This window comes from Novosphingobium sp. (assembly GCF_036803765.1).
In the GTDB taxonomy this organism is placed as follows: domain Bacteria; phylum Pseudomonadota; class Alphaproteobacteria; order Sphingomonadales; family Sphingomonadaceae; genus Novosphingobium.
Window position 1 is genome coordinate 78159 of record NZ_DAIRTS010000014.1, and the last position, 18791, is coordinate 96949.

The window sequence follows — 18791 nt, forward strand, 5'->3', positions numbered from 1 at the left end:
GAACGAGAGGACGGACCCCATGCGCCCCACTGCCCGCGCCGCGCTGCTTGCGCTTGCTGCCACCGCCGTTGTCCTGCCGCTCGCCGCGCAAGCCAAGGCCAAGGCGCCGCTGACCATCCCCGCCCCCGGCTTTGCCGATTTCATCGCGGTCGACGGCGACACGATCTGGACCACGAACCGCGGCAAGGTCGAGCACTGGTCGCGCAAGGGCAAGCTGGCCGAGGTGGCGATGGCGCATCCCTGCGGCGCCATGGCCATCGCCGACGGCGCGTTGTGGGTCGCCGATTGCCACGACAACACGCTCAACCGCATCGACATCAAGACCGCGACCCGCGTGGCCGCCATTGCCACCGGCATCGCCAACCCGCAGGGCGAGCTCAACGTGGTGGCCGGCGCCGGCTCGATCTGGGTGGCGAGCAAGGGCGGCGACGATAACGGCGAGTCCGGCACCGGCACCGTCGCGCGCATCGATCCTGCGACCAACGCGGTGATCGCCAGCGTCACGGTCGATCCGGGCACCTTCTACCTCGCCTTCGGGTCCGATGCGGTCTGGGCGGTCAGCTATACCAAGCAGTCGGTGCAGAAGATCGACCCGGCCACCAACGCCGTCACGGTGCGCACCTCGCTGGGCAAGCAGCCGGGCTTCCTCGCCGCCGGCGAAGGCGCGGTCTGGGTGCAGGAACAGGGCGACGGAACGCTCGCCCGCGTCGACCCCGCCAGCGGGACGGTGACCGGTCGGGTCAAGGTCGGCGACAACCTCAAGTACGGCGACATCGACACCGGCGGCGGCAAGGTCTGGCTGCGCACCACCGACGATCAGGTCTTCGCGGTGATCGACCCGGGTTCGCTGGCAATCCTTGCGCGCGTGGGCTCGCCGTCGGGCAGCGGCGCGTTGCGCTACACCAGGCGCGGGGTGTGGACCTCGGCGCATGACCTGCATACCATTACCTGGTGGCCCGCCCCGGCGGAGCGCTTCGGCAAGCCGTGAGGTCCAGGCCGGCGGGCACCGATGCGGGCATCGCTCGTTCCTGCCGGCAAGCCCTTCGCGGAGTGCACCCATGATCGTCGTCCACCACCTCAACAACTCCCGTTCGCAGCGCGTGCTGTGGATGCTGGAGGAACTGGAACTGCCCTACACCATCCGTCGCTACGAGCGTAACAAGGCGACGATGCTCGCCCCGCCCGAACTGCGTGCGGTGCACCCGCTGGGCAAGTCGCCGGTGATCGAGGACGAGGGCCTCGTGATCGCCGAAAGCGGCGCGATCGTGGAGTATCTCGTCGACAAGGCCGGCGGGCGGATGGGCGCCCCGCAGGATCGCGCCGGCGCACTGCGCTATCGCATGTTCGTGCATTATGCCGAAGGGTCGGTCATGCCGCCGCTGCTACTCAAGCTGGTGATGAGCCGCGTGCCGATCATGGGCAAGATCGCGCTCAAGCGCATCCAGCCGATGATCGACGTCCACCTCGACTACATCGAAAGCGAGCTGGCCAAGCGGCCGTGGTTCGCCGGTGAGGACCTGACCGCCGCCGACGTGATGATGAGCTTCCCGCTCGAGGCGGCACGCAGCCGCGCCGGGCTCGACACGAGCCGCCCGCACACCATCGCCTGGCTCGACCGTGTGCAGGCGCGGCCCGCCTACCAGCGCGCGCTGGCGGCGGGCGGACCTTACGCTTACGCCTGATCGAGGCGCCCCCGCTCAACGACCGATACGGTTGAGGCTGTAGTTCGCCGGGACCCAGGCATAGCTGCCCTTCCCGGTGCGCTGGATATGGCCCAGGCCGGGAAAGGCGATGTGGGCGCCGGCCACCCACCACCCCTTGTCCGCCGCCTGCGCCATCGCCCGCTCGCGCGAGACGATCGCGGCCTTGGGGTCGGTGTCGTACTTCATGGCAATGGCAGGGTCGGGGAACTGCGCCGGCACCACATGCACAGTATCGCCCCAGATCAGCAGCGTCTGGCCGCCGCTTTCGACAAGATACTGCCGGTGGCCCGGCGTATGGCCCGGCGCGACGACCGGCGTGATGCCGGGAACGAGTGGCGCGGTGCCGTCGAAAGGCTGGAACCGGCCGCTGGCGATGTAGGGCTTGAGCATCGCCTGCGCGCCATCGAACATCGTGCCGAGGAAGGCCGGCACCTTGCGGCGGTTGGCATCATTGAGCCAGAAATCGGCATCCTCGCGCGAGACACGCACGATCGCACGGGGGAACACGACCTGCCCACCCCGCATCAGCCCGCCGACGTGATCGCGGTGGAGGTGGGTCAGGTAGATCTCGTCGATCTGGTCGGGCGTGATACCCGCTGCGGCAAGATTGGACACCAGCAACCCGCCGTCCCGCCCATAGAGATCACCCGCGCCGGTATCGATCAGGACGAGCTTGCCGGGCGTGCGCACCAGGAACGCGCTGAACCCGCCCTCGACCGGCGAGGTCAGGTAGGACCGGGCCAGCAGTTCGGCGACCTCGCCGGGCTTTGCGCCAACGGCAAGGCCGGTCGCATCGAAGGGGTGCGTGCCATCGAGCAGGGCGATGATGTCGAACGACCCGAGCTCGAAGCGGTAATAGCCTGGCGCCTGGTGCGGCGGAAACGCGGGCGGCGATGCGGTCTGGGCGCCTGCCGCGGTTGAGGCAGCGGCGGAGGCGGCCAGTGCCAAAGCGGCCAGGATGGAGATGCGTGCCATGCGAAATGCGATCCTTCCGGTCGAGACGTCGATGCCGGATCGCTGCGCCGTCAGCGGGGCGCACGTCTTGCACAGGAACGACATCTTCCGTCGCGCAACGCCAAAAACAGCCTACTTTCGCATACATGGGATCGCCGACCGAGGCTGGTACGTTGGAAGGCGCGGCGCGCCATGTCGGTCCTGTCCAAGCCCTAGGGCGAGGGATGCGGCTAGACTGGCACCGGCAGCCGAACCCCGGGCGCCGACCGTCATGACCGAACACGAGTGGAGCAGACCCCCATGTCGAAGCAGACCATCGCAGACCTCGTCGCCCATACGCTGGCCAGTGCCGGGGTCGAGCGCATCTGGGGCGTCACGGGCGACAGCCTCAACGGCCTGAACGAGAGCCTGCGGCGGATGGGCTCGATCCGCTGGATGATGACGCGCCACGAGGAAGTCGCCGCCTTTGCGGCGGGTGCCGAGGCCGCGCTGACAGGCGAGCTGGCGGTTTGTGCCGGCTCGTGCGGGCCGGGCAATCTCCACCTCATCAACGGGCTGTTCGATTGCCACCGCAATCACGTTCCTGTCCTCGCGATCGCGGCGCATATTCCCTCGTCGGAGATCGGCCTCGGCTATTTCCAGGAAACGCATCCGCAGGAGCTGTTCCGCGAGTGCAGCCACTTCGTCGAACTCGTCAGCAACCCCGCGCAGATGCCCGAGGTGTTGCACCGCGCGATGCGTGCCGCGATCGGCAAGCGCGGCGTCGCGGTGGTAGTGATCCCTGGCGACATCGCCCTCGCCGAAGCCCCCGCAGGGGCCAGCAGCGCCTTCCCCACGCTCAACCCGCCGCGCGTCCTGCCCAACGCTGCCGACGTCGACAGCATGAGCGCCTTGCTCGCCGATGCCGGCAAGGTCACGCTGCTGTGCGGCAGCGGCTGCGCGGGCGCGCACGATGAAGTGGTGGCGCTGGCGGATCGCCTTGGCGCGCCGGTCGTCCATGCCTTGCGCGGCAAGGAGCATGTCGAGTGGGACAACCCGTTCGATGTGGGCATGACCGGCCTGATCGGGTTCTCGTCGGGCTATCACGCGATGGAGAACTGCGACACGCTGCTGATGCTCGGCACCGACTTCCCCTATCGCAATTTCTACCCCAGGCAGGCGCGGATCATTCAGGTCGATCGCGATCCGGCGCAGCTGGGCAAGCGGGCGGCCCTGACGCTGGGCGTTGTCGGCGACGTGCGCGAGACCATCGCCGCGCTGCTGCCGCGCCTTGGCCGCAACGATGACCGCCGCTTTCTGACTCGGGCGCGCGATCACTATGCCGATGCCCGCAAGGGGCTCGACGAATTGGCGACGCCCGACAAGCCGGGCCGCCCCGTGCACCCGCAATACATCGCCCGCCTGGTCAGCGAGCTGGCGGCGGACGATGCCATCATCAGCGCCGACGTTGGCACGCCGACCGTCTGGGCGGCGCGCTATCTCGCCATGAACGGCAAGCGGCGCCTGCTGTTCTCGGGCAATCACGGGTCGATGGCCAATGCCCTACCCCAGGCGCTGGGTGCGCAGGCCTCGCATACCGGGCAGCAGGTGATCTCGCTGTCGGGCGATGGCGGCTTTGCCATGTCGATGGGCGACTTCCTCAGCCTCGCGCAGCTGGGCCTGCCGGTGAAGGTGGTGCTGTTCGACAATGGCCTGCTCGGCTTCGTCGCCATGGAGCAGAAGGCCGGCGGTTATCTCGACGTCAACGTGGCGCTGCAGAATCCCGACTTCGCGGCCATGGCCAATGCTTGTGGCGTGCTGGGCCTGCGGGTCGACCAGTCCGACCAGCTCGAGCCGGCGCTGCGGCAGGCCTTCGCGCATGACGGGCCGGCACTGGTGGCGGTTCGCACCGCGTCGCAGGAGCTGGCCATGCCGCCCGCGATCAAGGCCGAACAGGCCAAGGGCTTCAGCCTCTATATGCTGAAAGCGATCATGAGCGGGCGCGGCGACGAGATCGTGGAGCTGGCGAAGACCAACTGGCGCTGATCGCGCGAGTGGCGCGGCGGCTCAAAATTGGGATGGGTCTGGTACGGGTGGCCGGACTCGAACCGGCATGTTGTTGCCAACGGCGGATTTTGAATCCGCTGCGTCTACCATTCCGCCACACCCGCACGCGGCCGTGACCCATCGTTTGCGCTGCTGCGCCGGGAGGCCCTAGCCGTCCCGGCGCAGCAGTGCAACATGCCTTGATTAAAGCAATCAGGCCTTGATCGCGGTGGCGACCAGCTTGTGCAGCTTGGAGTGCAGCGAATCGTTCGCGGCCAGCACGGTATCGTCGCAGATCGGCTGCGAACGGCCGCGATAGTCCGAGACGAACCCGCCCGCTTCACGCACCAGGAGGCACCCTGCGGCCGTGTCCCACGGCTTGAGGTTGCTTTCCCAGAACCCGTCGTAGCGGCCCGCAGCCACCCAGGCGAGATCGAGCGAGGCAGCGCCGAAGCGGCGGATGCCGGCCACGCGCGTGCCCATCTCGTGATAGATGCGCGTCCACTCGCCCATGTCGCCATGGCCGGCGAAGGGGATGCCGGTGGCGATCACCGATTCATCGAGCTGGCGGCGCGCGGAGACGCGCAGGCGGCGATCCTGCAGCCAGGCACCGCGCGACTTTTCCGCCCAGAAGCTCTCGTCGGTCATCGGCTGGTAGACGATGCCGGCGATCACGTCGCCCCAGCCCGAACCATCGAGCGAGGGTTCCTGCACGGCGATCGAGATCGCGAAGTGCGGAATGCCGTGGAGGAAGTTGGTCGTGCCGTCGAGCGGGTCGACGATCCAGCGCGGCTTGTTCGGGTCGCCCTCGATCACGCCTTCTTCTTCCATCAGGAAGTTCCAGTCGGGACGCGCAGCGCGCAGTTCCTCGTAGATCGTGCGCTCGGCGGCGCGATCCGCCTTCGAGACGAAGTCCGACGGCCCCTTGCGGCTGACCTGCAGGTGTTCGACTTCGCCGAAGTCGCGGCGCAGGCGCGTGCCGGCCTTGCGGGCGGCACGCTCCATCACCCGGACGAGACCGGAAATCGCCATGGGATCAGCCCGCCTTGCCGACGTAGGAGCGGTCGTAGACGTCGACCACGATGCGCGTGCCGCTTTCGATGTGCGGCGGCACGAGGATGCGCACGCCGTTGTCGAGGATGGCAGGCTTGTACGAGGACGAGGCGGTCTGGCCCTTCACCACGGCGTCGGCTTCGACGATGGTGGCCTCAACCTGCTCGGGCAGCTGCACCGAGATCGGGCGCTCGTCGTACATTTCGAGCAGCACGGTCATGCCGTCCTGCAGGAATGCCGCGGCATCGCCGAGAAGATCGCTGGGCAGCGTGATCTGGTCGTAGGTTTCCACGTCCATGAACACCAGGTCGTCGCCCTCGGCGTAGAGGAACTGGAAGTCCTTGGTGTCGAGGCGCACGCGCTCGACCGTGTCGGCGCTGCGGAAGCGCACGTTGGTCTTGCGGCCGTCGATCAGGTTCTTCATCTCGACCTGCATGAAGGCACCGCCCTTGCCGGGCTGGGTGTGCTGGGTCTTGGCGACCTTCCAGATGCCTTTTTCGTATTCCAGGATGTTGCCCGGACGGATGTCCACGCCGCTGATCTTCATGATGGAAAGAGCCTTGACCAATGTAAGGAGATGGCGCGCCTTAGCCGAGGAGGCCGATTGCTTCAAGCCGGTGCTGCATGCTAGCGATCGAAGCATGACCAGCCCCCGCCGTCCGGCCGCCCCCGCCAGCCGCGCGCTTGCCGCGCTTCCGCTCCTGTCGTTGCTGCTGCTTGCCGGCGCCCCCGCGCACGCGGTGCCGGGCGGAGACATCGGCACGCTGCACAACGGGCGCTGGACCTGCGAATTTCCCGGCGACGCCGCCAACCGGCCGCGCTCGGCACCCGAGGAAAGCTTCCGCATCCTGCCCGACAGCAGCTACACCACCACCGATCGCCGCCACGCGGGCACGTACCTGCTGCTCGGCAAGGTGATGACGATGACCTCGGGCCCGTTCAACGGCCGCAGCTACGAGGCGCAGAGCGCGTCGACGGTGCTGCAGGTCGACGCCCAGGGCCGCCGCACCGGCCTGCGCTGCGTGCGCGCCGGCGCGCCGAGCGGTGGCTATTCCGACGCACCGGCGGCAGGCAACGCGGGGCTCTGAAAGCCCCGCCGAGCCTTCAGCCTGCCGTGCGGCTCGACCGCACCATGCGGGCATAGGCGAAGGCCACCAGCGTCCCGAACACCACGAGCCCGGCGGGCATAGCCCAGGCGCCTTCGGGAAACACCGCCATGATGTCGGCCTTGCCGCTGCCGGCGACGATCGCGGCAAAGGCGATGTTGAACAGCCCATCGCCGACGATGAGGCCGGTCGCGGTCAGCACGCCCATGCGTTCGGCGAGGGCCGGATCGCGCTGGCGCGCAGCCCAGCGGTTGTAGAGATGCCCCAACACCGCGCCGATCACCACGGGTAGCGTCGTCGGCATCGGCAGGTACATGCCCATGCCCACGGCGAGCGGCGGCAGGCTGCCTTTGCCGGTGGCGCGCAGGCCCTCGTCCACGGCGATCGCCACCGCACCGATGCCCGCACCGATCAGGATCAGGTTCCAGTCCAGCCCCTGCCCCAAAACGCCCTGGATGATGGCAGAGATCAGCGCGGCCTGCGGGGCGGCCAGTGCGTTCGGCCCGGCACCGGGCGCACCGACGAAGCCGAAGGTCGAATTGAGCAGCGCCAGGATCGGCGGGATCACCAGCGCGCCGAACAGGACGCCGAGCACCAGTGCGATCTGCTGGCGCCACGGGGTGGCACCGACCAGCTCGCCGGTCTTGAGGTCCTGCAGGTTGTCGTTCGAGATCGTCGCCACGCCAAAGACCAGCGCCGTCACGAACAGCGCGAAGGCGACCAGCGCCTTGCCCGCAGCCGGATCGGCAAGATGGCCGAACAGTGCCAGCAGCACTAGCGCGATGCCCAGCGCCGCGAGGATGCCGACGCCGGAGATCGGGCTGTTCGATGCGCCGATGAGCCCGGCCATGTAGCCGCAGACCGAGGCGATCACGACGCCGGCGACAAGGACATAGGCCACGGAAGCGAGCAGCGTGGAGACGAGGTTCGCACCAACCGGGCCCTGACCGCCGGCAAAGCCCGCCAGCAGGATCGCGATGGGTACCATGAGCACGACGATCGTTGCCCCGACCAGGCCGATCGGCAGGTCGCGCTCGGTCAGTGCCAGCCCGGCATAACCTTCGGCAGCGCGGGCGCGATTGGCGGCCAGTGCGCCGGCGATCCCGCGCACGATCGGGCCGATGACGCGCAGCAGCGTCCAGATCGCGGCCACGCCGATCGTGCCGGCGCCGATGAAGCGGATCTTGGCGCGAAACACGCTCGACACAAAATCGGCAAGTTCGGTCCCGGCAGGCGGCCCGCCCGCGGTGTAGATCGGCAACAGCACGCCGAAGCCGATGATGACGCCGGTCAGGATCGCCAGGCCGACCGCGAGGCCGACAAGGTGACCGACACCGATCAGCGCCATCGACAGGCCGCCGCCTGCGGTCGTCGCACCGCCGCCGAAGCGGAACACGCCGCTGGCTTCCTCGGCCACGGCGCGGGTCTTGGCGATCAGCGGATAGGCCACCGACAGCATGGTGCCGAGCGCCACGGCGGCAAGGCCCTTGCGGTTCTCTTCGGTTCCGCCCTCACCCGCGCCGACCTTGAGCACTTCGGCCGCGGCGACGCCTTCGGGATAGGGCAGGTCCGAGCCGGTGACGAGCGCGCGCCGCAGCGGCACCGAATACATGACGCCGAGCACGCCGCCGATGGCGATCACCGCCACCGACTGCCAGTAGGGGAAACCGCTCCACCATCCGACCATGACGAGGCCGGGCAACACGAAGACGATCGCAGACAGCGTACCCGCCGAGCTCGCGATCGTCTGGACGATGTTGTTTTCCTGGATCGTCGAGCCGGGCAGCAGGCGCAGGATCGCCATCGAGATCACCGCTGCAGGGATCGAGGTGGCGAAGGTCAGACCGATGCGTAAGCCCAGGTAGACGTTGGCGGCGGTGAAGATCACCGTCAGCAGCGCGCCGAGCGCGACGCCGCGCAGGGTCAGTTCTTTGGGATTCGATGCCGACGCCACGCGTTCTTCCTTGTCCGTTGCCGCTGGCGTGTGTGCCACGCGTCAACGGACAAGGAAAGTCCGGCCGATCAGGCCACGAACGTAACCTTGGTCTTCTGGCTCACCATCTGCGCCAGACGCGCCACGTCCCAGTTGGTCAGGCGTACGCAGCCGTGACTCTGCGCCCGGCCGATAGTCTGCGGCTCGGCGGTGCCGTGGATGCCGTAGTGCGGCTTTGACAGGTCGATCCACACCACGCCCACCGGGCCGTTGGGACCGGGCGGCAGGAGCGCGGCCGGCTTCTTGTCCGACACGTCCCAGAAGAGCTTGGGATTGTAGTGGAACTTGGGGTTGTGATCGACGCCGTAGATCTTCCAGTTGCCCAGCGGCAGCGGGTCATGGCTCGATCCGGTGGTGACGGTGAACAGCGCGATCAGCTTGTCCTTGTCGTCATAGGCCTTGAGTGTTCCGGCCTTTTTGCTGACCACGATCCGCGCGGCGGCCGGCTGCTGGCTGCCGACTCCGAGGCTCGCCATGGTCTGGCGCCAGGCGGCGTCCTCTATCGTCGCCGGGTCGATCGCATCGGCACCGATGTTGGGCACCCGGATCTTGGCGCCGGCCGCGAACGGCGGCGCTCCGGGGTTGAGCGCGTGCAGCACGTCCGGTGTGGTGTGGAAGCGCTCGCCCAGCTTTTCGTCGAGCGATGCATATCCGAGGCCTGGCAGCTTGGCCTGCTCGCTCGGGTCCTTGGGCAGCGGGGCGAACGGCCCTGCGGCAAAATCGGCCGGAATGGTGACCTCGCGCGTCGCGGGGATCGCCCCCGCGCGAGCCAGCGCCGCCTTGGTCGCCTCGTCCAGTTCGCCCGTCACGGGCAGGCCCTGGGCCTCCTGGAAGCCGCGCAGTGCATTGTGGGTCGACAGGCCAAGAGTTCCATCGATCACACCCGGGGCAAAGCCCAGGCGCTCGAGCACGACCTGCGCCTGCATCTCGGGGCGCGGCGTGTCGTCCTGCCAGCCGGCGGGCTGCCCCGGGGCGGCATCGTGCGAGACCATCGAATCAGCACCCGCGGCCGGCTGCGACGATGCCGGTGCATCGGGCTTGTCGGCGGGACGGTCGCAGGCGGTAGTGGCAAGAGCGAGAAGCGCCGCCGGGAACAGAGGCAGCAGGCGGCGGATCGGTCGGGTCATCGTGGCTCCAGGTCTTGCGCGTATTGCGCCTCAACCCGTCGCCTGCGCGCGCGTTCCCACGTGCGTTCCTGGCCCCCGCCCTGCGCTCAGGCCAGCCCCTCGGTGGCGCGGGGCGGCGCTCGCCGCACGGCCTCGACCAAGGCTGCCAACGCGGCGGCTTCATCGAGGCCACCGGCATTGGCCCAGACGTCTCCGCTCACCGCCAGAAAATCCGCGCCTGCGCTGACCAGCGGTGCGCAATTGGCGGCGGTGATGCCGCCGATCGCCACGCAAGGCAGCTCGAACAGCGTCGACCACCAGGTCAGCAGGTCTGGTTCGGCATGATGCTTGGTCACCTTGGTGCCGCTGGGGAAGAAGGCACCGAAGGCGACATAGTCCGCCCCCGCTTCGCCGGCCTCCATGCCGAGATGGCGGCTGTCGTGGCAGGTCACGCCGACCTGGGTGTCACGCCCGAGGCGCTGCCGCGCTTCCTCGACCGTCCCGTCGTCCTGGCCAAGGTGCACGCCATCGGCGCCCAGTCGCTTGGCGAGGCTGATCGAATCGTTGACGATGAACGCGACCTCGCGATCGGCACAGATGCGCTGCAGCGGCTCTGCAAGGCGCGCGGCGGCATGTTCGTCCAGATCCTTCACGCGGAACTGGAATGCGGCCACTGGCCCGGCATCGAGCGCGCGGGCAAGACGATCGGCAAAGGTGCCGCTGACGTCGAGCGGCGAGATCAGATACAGCTGGCTGGCAAGGTCGGTCATGCCCGCGGCCCTAGCGGGTTCGCATTTGCGCGTCCATGGGCGCCGCATCGTCGCTCTTGCAGGTCATCGGCGGGCCAGCTGGACGCCCTGGGCAACCGGTTGATCCGGCGTTATTTTGCACAGCGTTGCGCAAGACCGCGGATGGGCGGAACCCCAAGCCAGCCTTGCGCATTTCCCCGGTATGAGGACCACCAACCGTATGCCCCGGCCACTCTGGCCGCTGCTGTCGCTGCTCGCCATCGGCGCCTGTGCGACATTGCCGAAAGAGCCGCGCCCCGATGCCATGGCCCGACTTGGCGAGACCACCCGCGTGGGCGCCTTCCGGGTACAGCCGCTCAGCGTGGAAGAAGACAGCCGCTGCCCGGAAAACGCGCGCTGCATTCAGGCCGGTCGCCTGATCGTGCGCACCGCGATCACCGATCACGGCCGGCGGATCGTGCGCGACCTCGAACTGGGCAAGCCCGACGTCTCGGGCCTCGTGCTCGACGGGGCGGAGCCCGGCAGGCTGGCCGGCAAGACGATCCTGCCGGCAGCCTGGCGGTTTCACTGGAGCCAAGTCAGGCCGTAACCAGCTTCTGGGTCGATCCGGCGAAGATCTCGTCGATCGCGCCGCCAAGCGCGGCATCGAATTCCGCGTCGGTCATCTGGTGGCGCAGGTCTTCGAGCAGCGCACGGCTGAAGCTGGCGATGATGCCCTTGTTCTTCGCCAGTTCCTGGCAAGCCTCGGGGCGCGCGTAGCCGCCCGACAGCGCGACGACGCGAAGCACCTTAGGGTGATCGACAAGCGCGTCGAACGTGCCCGGCACCTTGGGCAGCGACAGCTTGAGCATGACCTGCGTGCCCTCGGGCAGCGCGTCGAGCGCCTTCAGGATCTCGTCGGCGAGGATGCGATCGCACTCTGCGCGCGTCTCGATCTTGATGTTCACTTCAGGCTCGATGATCGGCATGAGGCCACCGGCAAGGATCTGCTGGCCGATCTCGAACTGCTGCTTGACCACGGCGGCGATGCCCTCGGCATTGGCCGAGTTGATCACCGAGCGTTCCTTGGTGCCGAACACGCCCAGCGCCTTCGACCGCGCGACCAGCGCGTCGAGTTCGGGCATCGGCTTCATCAACTGGACGCCGTTGGCTTCGTCCTCGAGACCCTTGTCGACCTTGATAAAGGGGACGACGCCCTTTTCGATCAGCGCGGTCGGAACCGGCTTGCCGTCGACCGAGCCGTCCATGGTCCGCTCAAACAGGATCGCGCCGATGACCTTGTCACCATTGAACACGGACGAGCGAATGATGCGGCTGCGCATCTCGTGGATCAGCCCGAACATCTCCTCTTCGGAGGAATAGGCGCTTTCCTCGACGCCGTAGCCCTTGAGCGCCTTGGGGGTCGACCCGCCGCTCTGGTCCAGTGCGGCGATGAAGCCATGTCCGGCGGCCATCTTCTCGGTCATTTCAGCATGGTTCATCGTCGATCCCCAGGGTTTGGCGCAGGCGGTGGGCACGCCCGCGAATCTAATGGTGCATACCTATGCGCGAGCAGGCCTTAAACAGGCGCGCGCTGCACTGCAACACGCGCCTGCAAAAATTCGGTCAGGCTTCCAGCGCGGCGACGCCCGGAAGCTCCTTGCCTTCCATCCATTCGAGGAACGCACCGCCCGCAGTCGAGACGTAGGAGAAATCCCCCGCCACGCCGGCATGGTTGAGCGCCGCAACGGTATCGCCGCCGCCCGCCACCGAAACCAGCGAACCTTCCTTGGTCAGTGCCGCTGCCGTGCGCGCCAGGGCAACGGTCGCGGCATCGAACGGCTGCATCTCGAACGCGCCGAGCGGACCGTTCCACACCAGGGTCTTGCAGGTCTTGAGCACGTCACCCAGCGACTCGACCGCGGTCGGGCCGACGTCGAGGATCATCTCGTCCGCGCCGACTTCGTGGACGTTCGCGGTACGCAGGCTCGGCGGATTGGCAGCGAACTCCTTCGACAGCACCACATCGTAAGGCAGGTGCACGGTGCAGCCGGCCTTGTCCGCATTGTCGAGAATTTCCTCGGCCGTGGCGGTCAGGTCATGCTCGCACAGCGACTTGCCGACATCGACGCCGCGCGCGGCGAGGAAGGTGTTGGCCATGCCGCCACCGATGATCAGGTGATCGACCTTGCCGACCAGATGCTTGAGCACGTCGAGCTTGGTCGAGACCTTGGCCCCGCCGACGACCGCCGCCACCGGCTTGACCGGCTGGCCCAGCGCCTTTTCCAGCGCCTCGAGCTCGGCCTGCATCGCGCGGCCGGCATAGGCGGGCAGAACGCCCGCAAGGCCCGCGGTCGAGGCATGGGCGCGGTGCGCGGCGGAGAACGCGTCGTTCACATAGACATCGCCGAGCTTGGCCATCGCGGCGACCAGCGCGGGATCGTTCTTTTCCTCGCCGGCGTGGAAGCGCGTGTTCTCGAGCACGGCAATGCTGCCCGGCGCCATCGCGGCGACGGCTGCTTCGGCCTCGGCCCCGGCGCAGTCGGCGATGAACGCCACCGGACGGCCGAGCACGTGGCTCAGCGCAGGCACGATCTGCTCGAGCGAGTTGGCGGCGCTGCGCTCGCCCTTGGGGCGGCCGAAGTGGGCCAGGACCAGCACCTTGGCGCCCTTGTCGGCCAGTTCGGTGAGCGTGGCGACGGTCGCGCGCAGCCGCGTATCGTCGCTAACGCTGCCATCGGCCATCGGCACGTTGAGGTCTTCGCGCACGAGCACGGCCTTGCCGGTCACGTCGCCCAGGTCGTCCAAAGTCTTGAAAGTCATCGTAAGGCCCCGTTCCATAAGGAAAAGGCCCGGCGCCCGCCCCCAACCGAAGTCGGGCGCGCGGGCACCGGGCCTTAGCATTCAGGCTATCAGATCAGCGCGCCCATCGCACCGGCGGTGTCGACCATGCGGTTCGAGAAGCCCCACTCGTTGTCGTACCACGAAAGGACGCGAACAAGCTTGCCGTCGATCACCGAGGTCTCGAGGCTGTCGATCGTCGACGAGTGCGAGTCATGGTTGTAGTCGATCGAGACCAGCGGTTCGTCGCTGTAGGCCAGCACGCCCTTGAGCGGGCCTTCGGCCGCGGCCTTGAGCAGCGCGTTGACTTCGTCCTTGGTCGTGTCACGCTTGGGCTGGAAGGTCAGGTCGACCACCGAGACGTTGGGCGTCGGCACGCGGATGGCCGAACCGTCGAGCTTGCCCTTCAGTTCGGGCAGCACCTCGCCCACGGCGCGCGCGGCACCGGTGGTGGTCGGGATCATGCTCATCGCCGCGGCGCGCGAACGGCGCGGGTCCGAGTGGATCTGGTCGAGGATCTTCTGGTCGTTGGTGTAGCTGTGCACCGTGGTCATCAGGCCACGCTCGATGCCGATGGCATCGTTCAGCACCTTGGCGAAGGGCGCCAGGCAGTTGGTGGTGCACGAAGCGTTCGACACGATCTTGTGATCGGCGGTCAGCTTGTCGTGGTTGACGCCGAACACGACGGTCAGGTCCACGCCCTTGGCCGGGGCCGAGATCAGCACGCGCTTGGCGCCCGCGTCGATGTGCTTCTGGCCGCCTTCACGATCGGTGAAGAAGCCAGTGCACTCGAGCGCGATGTCCACGCCCAGTTCGCCGTGCGGCAGGTTGGCCGGGTCACGCTCGGCCGTCACCTTGATGCGCTGGCCGTTGATCACGAGATCGTCGCCATCCACTTCGACGGTGCCGGGGAACGCACCGTGGACGCTGTCACGCTTGAACAGCAGGGCATTCGCCTTGGCGCTGGCGAGGTCGTTGATCGCGACCAGTTCGAGGCCGCAGTCGGGCCGCTCGAGAATGGCACGCGCCACGTTGCGGCCGATGCGCCCGAAACCGTTGATTGCAACCTTGGTCGCCATGGTCCTTACTCCCTGCGATGATGGATCGAATGTCGGATGATACGCGGCTGGTCAGCCCAGCCGCGCGAGGATCTGCGGCACGATCTTGTCTGCCGTCAGTCCGAAGTGGTCGTAAAGCTCGGGCGCAGGGGCCGAGGCACCGAACGTGTCGATGCCGAAGGTCAGCCCGTCGCCCACGTGCTTCTGCCAGCCGAAAGTCGTGCCGGCCTCGATCGAGACCTTGAGCACACCTGCGGGAATGACGTCCGCCTTGTAGGCCGCGTCCTGCGCCTCGAACAGTTCCCAGCTGGGCATCGAGACGACGTCGGCACCCACGCCCTGCGCCTCGAGCGCCTTGGCGACGTCCACCGCCAGCGACACTTCCGAGCCGGTGGCGAGCAAGACAACCTTGCGGGCCGCGCCGGCCGAGACGAGGCGATAGGCGCCCTTCGCGCTCAGCATCGCGCCATCATGGCGCAGCTGCGGCAGGTTCTGGCGGGTCAGCGCCAGCACCGAAGGCTTGTCCGGCGAGGCGAGCGCGATGTTCCAGCACTCGGCGGTCTCGATCACGTCGGCAGGACGGAAGACCTGCAGGTTGGGGATCATGCGCAGGCTCATCACCGTCTCGATCGGCTGGTGCGTCGGGCCGTCCTCGCCCAGGCCGATCGAATCGTGCGTAAGCACGTAGATCACGCGGGCGTGCTGCAGCGCCGACATGCGGATCGCGTTGCGGCAATAGTCGGCAAAGACCAGGAAGGTGCCGCCATACGGGATGATCCCGCCGTGCAGCGCCATGCCGTTCATCGCCGCGGCCATACCGAACTCGCGAATGCCGTAATAGACATAGCGCCCGGCATAGTCGTTCGGGCCGAACGGCGTGGTGGCCTTGGTCTTCGTGTTGTTCGAGCCGGTCAGGTCGGCCGAACCGCCGACCATTTCGGGGATCTCGGCGGTCAGCACCTCGAGCGCGAGTTCCGACGACTTGCGCGTCGCGATGTTCTGGTCCTTGGCCAGCCATTCGCCGAACACGCGCCCGGCTTCCTCGCCCGAGGGCAGCTCGCCGGCCATGCGGCGCATCAGCTCGGGCCCTTGCGGATTGGCGGCCAGGCGCCCTTCCCACTCGGTGCGCAGGTCACGGCCGGCATCGCCGGTAGCGCGCCAGTTGGCCATGATGTCCTCGGGGATCACGAACGGCTCGGCGGTCCAGCCGAGGAATTCGCGGGCTGCGGCGATCTCGTCCTTGCCCAGCGGCGAGCCGTGGACGCTGTGGCTGCCCTTCTTGTTCGGCGCGCCCTGCCCGATCACCGTGCGGCACGAGATCAGCGACGGACGGTCGTCTTCCATCGCCGCGGCAATCGCGCGCTCGATATCGGCGAAGTCGTGGCCGTCGCAGTCTTCGGTGTGCCAACCGCTGGCGGCATAGCGCCCGAGGATGTCTTCGCTGGTGGACAGCGCAGTATCGCCGTCGATGGTGATCTTGTTGTTATCCCACAGCACGATCATGCGACCGAGCTTGAGCGTGCCGGCCAGGCCGACCGCCTCGTGGTTGATGCCTTCCATCAGGCAGCCGTCGCCGGCGATCACCCAGGTACGGTGATCGACGAGGTCGTCACCGAACTGCGCGTTGAGGTGACGCTCGGCCATGGCCATGCCGACCGCCATCGCGAAGCCCTGGCCCAGCGGGCCGGTGGTGCATTCGACGCCCGGCAGCAGGAAGTTTTCCGGGTGGCCGGCGCAGGGGCTGGTCAGCTGTCGGAAATTGCGGATGTCGTCCATCGTCGGCTGCGCGTAACCCGAGAGGTGCAGCAGCGCGTAGGCGAGCATCGAGCCGTGACCGGCCGAAAGGACGAAGCGATCGCGATCGGCCCACTTGGGCGCCGAGGGATCGAACTTGAGAAAGCGCGACCAGAGCACCGTGGCGACGTCGGCCATGCCCATCGGCATGCCGGGGTGGCCGGAATTCGCTGCCTGGACCGCGTCCATGGCGAGCGCACGGATCGCGTTGGCCATGGGTGCCAGCGCGGTCGGATCGCTTTTCATATTAGGGTGTATGTCCTTCGTCTCGCGGCCGCAGCCATGGCTGCGTTCGATTCGGGTGGGCCGCCGCTTCTTTGGTTCCCCGGCCTGCCACCGTCAAGCGCAAGCGCCGCGAATTCGCCCGTGCGCCAGGGCAGCATTCGATTGCCTGAGCCCGGCGCCCGACGGTCTGCCCTGGGGCCCAGTGCGCGACGGCATGATGCACGGCAGAACTTGCAGGCCGGCGACTTTGTGTTACCGCTTTTCCCATGGCGACATCGGATGGCATTGCAGACCTGTTTTCGGCCGTGGAGCGGATCGAACTGGCGCTGGAGCGACTGGAATCGGTCGTCGCCCGGCGCGAGGCGGATGCGCGCGAGGAACAGGGCGCGCAGGCCGAACTCCATGAATTGAAGTCTCGTCACCGCAAGCTGCGCGAGCGCGTGACCGAAGAACTGCAGCAGCTCGATCTGCTGCTGTCGAGCCTGCCGCAATAACCGCCGCCCGTACCTCCGACCGCAACCTCCGACCGGGGACACAAGCCCAGTGACCATGCCCATGACCAATGTGACACTGGCGATCGGCGGCCGCGCGCTGACCATTTCGGTGGCTGCCGGCGAGGAAGCGCATATCGAGATGCTGGGCCGCATGATCGACGACCGGCTGCGCCGCATGGGCAATCACACCACCAACAGCGAGGCGCGCATGTTGTTGTTTGCAGCGCTCATGCTGGCCGACGAGCTGCATGATTCGCACAGCCGGCCACCGGTGGCAGCCTCCCCGGTCCCGCCCGAGCTGTTCGCGCGCATGGCCTCGCTGGCCGTGCGCGTGGAAAACCTCGCGCTCAAACTCGGCGAACCCCTTGAGCCGGACGCGGCGACCTCCTAGATTGGAGAGGACGGGTTCTGCCCGGCACGCGCCGCTTGAAACATCCCTGAGGCTATAAGCAAATCCACGGGGGCTGTCCCTACCTGGGCCCTGGCCCAGGCACATGGTCCCCACCTGACGTTGAGGCGTCGGAGGATTTTTCCGGAGAACGACCCATGGTGGGCCCGTCACCCCCATCCCCGGATACGATCGAAACCGTTGCCGCCAAGCAGGCGCTGCGCAAGCAATTGCGCGCTGCACGCCGCGCGCATGTCGAGGCGCTCGACCCGCGCACGCGAGCGTTGCTCATGCGCCGCCCGCCGGCGCCGCTGCTGGGCCTGATCCCGCAGGATGCAACGATCGGCGTCTATCACGCCGGGCCGTTCGAGGCACCCGCAGCGAGCTATGCCGCGTTTTTTCACGAAGCCGGCCATACAGTGGGTCTGCCCTGGTTCGCCGACCGCAGTGCGCCCATGCAGTTTCGGCGCTGGCTGGTCCCGCCGCTCGATGACGAGCTGGTCGCGGACCCGTGGGGCGTCCGCCAGCCTGACGCCTCCACCGAAACGGTCACGCCCGACGTGCTGTTCGTGCCGCTGGTCGGTTTTACGGCCGATGGCGCCCGGCTCGGCCAAGGCGGCGGGCATTACGACCGCTGGCTGGCCGGTCATCCCGACGCAGTCGCCATCGGCCTGGCCTGGGACGCGCAGCTGGTCGAATCGCTCCCCCGCGAGCCGCATGACCATCGCTTGCACGCGGTGGTGACCCCGACGCGGCTCTACGGCCCGTTCTGATGAGCCAGCACCCGCATTTCGGACCGCCCGGCCCGCCAACCTGGCGCAAGCCGGTCGGCATTCTCGCGCTGATCGCGGCGCTGGTGCTCTATGGCGGGATCGTCATGGGGCTTGGCGACCAGATTGCCCGCCTGCCTGTCCTGGCGCAGGTGCCGCTTTACCTGGTGCTGGGCACGATCTGGCTGCTGCCGCTGCGCCGGTTCCTGATCTGGATGGAAACCGGACGCTGGGGCTAAGCAGCGAGCGCCTATGGCGCGACCGGTGACACAGGCCAATTGCGCAACAAAAAAGGCAGCCCGAAGGCTGCCTTCTTTAAACCATCCAAGTGGCGCGAGTGACGGGGCTCGAACCCGCGACCTCCGGCGTGACAGGCCGGCACTCTAACCAACTGAGCTACACCCGCGTACCCTTGGGGTTTGCGCCTCTAAGGCGGTGTCATCCGCGTGTCAACGGCGTTCCTTGCGGAAAACGGCCAACCAGCAAACTACCCAAGGGAAGTGGCGCGAGTGACGGGGCTCGAACCCGCGACCTCCGGCGTGACAGGCCGGCA

19 protein-coding genes and 2 tRNA genes are annotated in these 18791 nt (G+C 67.7%); 9 read left to right on the forward strand and 12 right to left on the reverse strand.

The genetic code is table 11. From position 1 onward, the window contains the following. Window positions 1-19 precede the first annotated feature (19 nt). Entirely contained in the window at window positions 20-988 is a 969-nt protein-coding gene (locus V7Q48_RS11075) for a Vgb family protein (RefSeq protein ID WP_333838149.1), read from the forward strand. Between the two features lie 70 nt (window positions 989-1058). Then, the gene (locus V7Q48_RS11080; RefSeq protein ID WP_333838151.1) at window positions 1059-1682 is read left to right on the forward strand and encodes a glutathione S-transferase family protein; all 624 of its coding nucleotides are present in this window, start codon (window positions 1059-1061) and stop codon (window positions 1680-1682) included. 15 nt (window positions 1683-1697) lie between these two features. Here V7Q48_RS11080 and V7Q48_RS11085 read toward each other — a convergent pair whose 3' ends face one another. Further along, window positions 1698-2678 (reverse strand): MBL fold metallo-hydrolase, encoded by a 981-nt coding sequence (locus V7Q48_RS11085; RefSeq protein WP_333838152.1) that lies wholly within the window; start codon window positions 2676-2678, stop codon window positions 1698-1700. A 279-nt stretch (window positions 2679-2957) separates the two neighbouring features. On the opposite strand from V7Q48_RS11085, the gene poxB reads away from it, so the two are divergent. Then, window positions 2958-4682 (forward strand): ubiquinone-dependent pyruvate dehydrogenase, encoded by a 1725-nt coding sequence (poxB, locus tag V7Q48_RS11090; RefSeq protein WP_333838153.1) that lies wholly within the window; start codon window positions 2958-2960, stop codon window positions 4680-4682. A gap of 39 nt (window positions 4683-4721) precedes the next feature. On the opposite strand, the gene V7Q48_RS11095 is transcribed toward poxB, so the two are convergent. From V7Q48_RS11095 to efp, 3 genes are all read right to left on the reverse strand, one after another. Further along, window positions 4722-4807 (reverse strand) — tRNA-Leu (locus tag V7Q48_RS11095). An 88-nt stretch (window positions 4808-4895) separates the two neighbouring features. Continuing rightward, the gene (locus V7Q48_RS11100; protein ID WP_333838155.1) at window positions 4896-5714 is read right to left on the reverse strand and encodes an inositol monophosphatase family protein; all 819 of its coding nucleotides are present in this window, start codon (window positions 5712-5714) and stop codon (window positions 4896-4898) included. A 4-nt stretch (window positions 5715-5718) separates the two neighbouring features. Beyond that, a complete protein-coding gene (gene efp, locus V7Q48_RS11105; RefSeq protein ID WP_333838157.1) occupies window positions 5719-6282 on the reverse strand; it encodes an elongation factor P in 564 nt (187 codons plus the stop codon). A 94-nt stretch (window positions 6283-6376) separates the two neighbouring features. On the opposite strand from efp, the gene V7Q48_RS11110 reads away from it, so the two are divergent. Further along, a complete protein-coding gene (locus V7Q48_RS11110) occupies window positions 6377-6823 on the forward strand; it encodes a hypothetical protein (protein WP_333838159.1) in 447 nt (148 codons plus the stop codon). 16 nt (window positions 6824-6839) lie between these two features. Here the strand turns inward: V7Q48_RS11110 and V7Q48_RS11115 are convergent, their stop codons facing one another. The 3 genes from V7Q48_RS11115 to thiE all read right to left on the reverse strand — a co-directional run bounded on the left by V7Q48_RS11115 (window position 6840) and on the right by thiE (window position 10710). Next, a complete protein-coding gene (locus V7Q48_RS11115; RefSeq protein ID WP_333838161.1) occupies window positions 6840-8795 on the reverse strand; it encodes an OPT family oligopeptide transporter in 1956 nt (651 codons plus the stop codon). A 68-nt stretch (window positions 8796-8863) separates the two neighbouring features. Next, window positions 8864-9961, reverse strand: a complete 1098-nt coding sequence (locus V7Q48_RS11120) for a L,D-transpeptidase family protein (protein WP_333838163.1) — start codon at window positions 9959-9961, stop codon at window positions 8864-8866. A gap of 86 nt (window positions 9962-10047) precedes the next feature. Further along, window positions 10048-10710 (reverse strand): thiamine phosphate synthase, encoded by a 663-nt coding sequence (gene thiE, locus V7Q48_RS11125; protein ID WP_333838165.1) that lies wholly within the window; start codon window positions 10708-10710, stop codon window positions 10048-10050. Window positions 10711-10909: 199 nt separating this feature from the next. Here thiE and V7Q48_RS11130 point away from each other — a divergent pair, with 199 nt between their 5' ends. Then, window positions 10910-11278: a hypothetical protein gene (locus V7Q48_RS11130; protein ID WP_333838166.1), complete on the forward strand. Its 369-nt coding sequence runs from the start codon at window positions 10910-10912 to the stop codon at window positions 11276-11278. Here V7Q48_RS11130 and V7Q48_RS11135 read toward each other — a convergent pair. The 4 genes from V7Q48_RS11135 to tkt form a co-directional block, all read right to left on the reverse strand. Next, on the reverse strand, window positions 11268-12170 hold the full coding sequence (locus tag V7Q48_RS11135) for a fructose bisphosphate aldolase (RefSeq protein WP_333838168.1): 903 nt from the start codon (window positions 12168-12170) through the stop codon (window positions 11268-11270). The genes V7Q48_RS11130 and V7Q48_RS11135 overlap by 11 nt on opposite strands. A gap of 124 nt (window positions 12171-12294) precedes the next feature. Next, window positions 12295-13491 (reverse strand): phosphoglycerate kinase, encoded by a 1197-nt coding sequence (locus V7Q48_RS11140; protein WP_333838170.1) that lies wholly within the window; start codon window positions 13489-13491, stop codon window positions 12295-12297. A gap of 89 nt (window positions 13492-13580) precedes the next feature. Beyond that, the gene (gene gap / locus V7Q48_RS11145; protein ID WP_333838172.1) at window positions 13581-14588 is read right to left on the reverse strand and encodes a type I glyceraldehyde-3-phosphate dehydrogenase; all 1008 of its coding nucleotides are present in this window, start codon (window positions 14586-14588) and stop codon (window positions 13581-13583) included. Window positions 14589-14639: 51 nt separating this feature from the next. Then, window positions 14640-16607, reverse strand: a complete 1968-nt coding sequence (gene tkt / locus V7Q48_RS11150) for a transketolase (protein ID WP_333838173.1) — start codon at window positions 16605-16607, stop codon at window positions 14640-14642. A 245-nt stretch (window positions 16608-16852) separates the two neighbouring features. Here tkt and V7Q48_RS11155 point away from each other — a divergent pair, with 245 nt between their 5' ends. The 4 genes from V7Q48_RS11155 (at window position 16853) to V7Q48_RS11170 (ending at window position 18477) form a co-directional block, all read left to right on the forward strand. Then, window positions 16853-17080: a hypothetical protein gene (locus V7Q48_RS11155; protein WP_333838174.1), complete on the forward strand. Its 228-nt coding sequence runs from the start codon at window positions 16853-16855 to the stop codon at window positions 17078-17080. Between the two features lie 61 nt (window positions 17081-17141). Then, window positions 17142-17471 (forward strand): cell division protein ZapA, encoded by a 330-nt coding sequence (locus V7Q48_RS11160; RefSeq protein WP_333838175.1) that lies wholly within the window; start codon window positions 17142-17144, stop codon window positions 17469-17471. A gap of 155 nt (window positions 17472-17626) precedes the next feature. Then, the gene (locus V7Q48_RS11165) at window positions 17627-18241 is read left to right on the forward strand and encodes a 5-formyltetrahydrofolate cyclo-ligase (RefSeq protein ID WP_333838176.1); all 615 of its coding nucleotides are present in this window, start codon (window positions 17627-17629) and stop codon (window positions 18239-18241) included. Then, entirely contained in the window at window positions 18241-18477 is a 237-nt protein-coding gene (locus tag V7Q48_RS11170) for a DUF2842 domain-containing protein (RefSeq protein ID WP_333838177.1), read from the forward strand. The genes V7Q48_RS11165 and V7Q48_RS11170 overlap by 1 nt, the downstream gene beginning before the upstream one ends. A gap of 90 nt (window positions 18478-18567) precedes the next feature. Here the strand turns inward: V7Q48_RS11170 and V7Q48_RS11175 are convergent. Beyond that, window positions 18568-18644 (reverse strand) — tRNA-Asp (locus V7Q48_RS11175). Between the last annotated feature and the right edge of the window lie 147 nt (window positions 18645-18791).

Coding starts and splice junctions, on each gene's coding strand:
- V7Q48_RS11075 (WP_333838149.1), top strand. CDS start 20: ATGCGCCCCACTGCCCGCGCCGCGCTGCTTGCGCTTGCTGCCACCGCC.
- V7Q48_RS11080 (WP_333838151.1), top strand. CDS start 1,059: ATGATCGTCGTCCACCACCTCAACAACTCCCGTTCGCAGCGCGTGCTG.
- V7Q48_RS11085 (WP_333838152.1), bottom strand. CDS start 2,678: ATGGCACGCATCTCCATCCTGGCCGCTTTGGCACTGGCCGCCTCCGCC.
- poxB (WP_333838153.1), top strand. CDS start 2,958: ATGTCGAAGCAGACCATCGCAGACCTCGTCGCCCATACGCTGGCCAGT.
- V7Q48_RS11100 (WP_333838155.1), bottom strand. CDS start 5,714: ATGGCGATTTCCGGTCTCGTCCGGGTGATGGAGCGTGCCGCCCGCAAG.
- efp (WP_333838157.1), bottom strand. CDS start 6,282: ATGAAGATCAGCGGCGTGGACATCCGTCCGGGCAACATCCTGGAATAC.
- V7Q48_RS11110 (WP_333838159.1), top strand. CDS start 6,377: ATGACCAGCCCCCGCCGTCCGGCCGCCCCCGCCAGCCGCGCGCTTGCC.
- V7Q48_RS11120 (WP_333838163.1), bottom strand. CDS start 9,961: ATGACCCGACCGATCCGCCGCCTGCTGCCTCTGTTCCCGGCGGCGCTT.
- thiE (WP_333838165.1), bottom strand. CDS start 10,710: ATGACCGACCTTGCCAGCCAGCTGTATCTGATCTCGCCGCTCGACGTC.
- V7Q48_RS11130 (WP_333838166.1), top strand. CDS start 10,910: ATGCCCCGGCCACTCTGGCCGCTGCTGTCGCTGCTCGCCATCGGCGCC.
- V7Q48_RS11135 (WP_333838168.1), bottom strand. CDS start 12,170: ATGAACCATGCTGAAATGACCGAGAAGATGGCCGCCGGACATGGCTTC.
- V7Q48_RS11140 (WP_333838170.1), bottom strand. CDS start 13,491: ATGACTTTCAAGACTTTGGACGACCTGGGCGACGTGACCGGCAAGGCC.
- gap (WP_333838172.1), bottom strand. CDS start 14,588: ATGGCGACCAAGGTTGCAATCAACGGTTTCGGGCGCATCGGCCGCAAC.
- tkt (WP_333838173.1), bottom strand. CDS start 16,607: ATGAAAAGCGATCCGACCGCGCTGGCACCCATGGCCAACGCGATCCGT.
- V7Q48_RS11155 (WP_333838174.1), top strand. CDS start 16,853: ATGGCGACATCGGATGGCATTGCAGACCTGTTTTCGGCCGTGGAGCGG.
- V7Q48_RS11160 (WP_333838175.1), top strand. CDS start 17,142: ATGACCAATGTGACACTGGCGATCGGCGGCCGCGCGCTGACCATTTCG.
- V7Q48_RS11165 (WP_333838176.1), top strand. CDS start 17,627: ATGGTGGGCCCGTCACCCCCATCCCCGGATACGATCGAAACCGTTGCC.
- V7Q48_RS11170 (WP_333838177.1), top strand. CDS start 18,241: ATGAGCCAGCACCCGCATTTCGGACCGCCCGGCCCGCCAACCTGGCGC.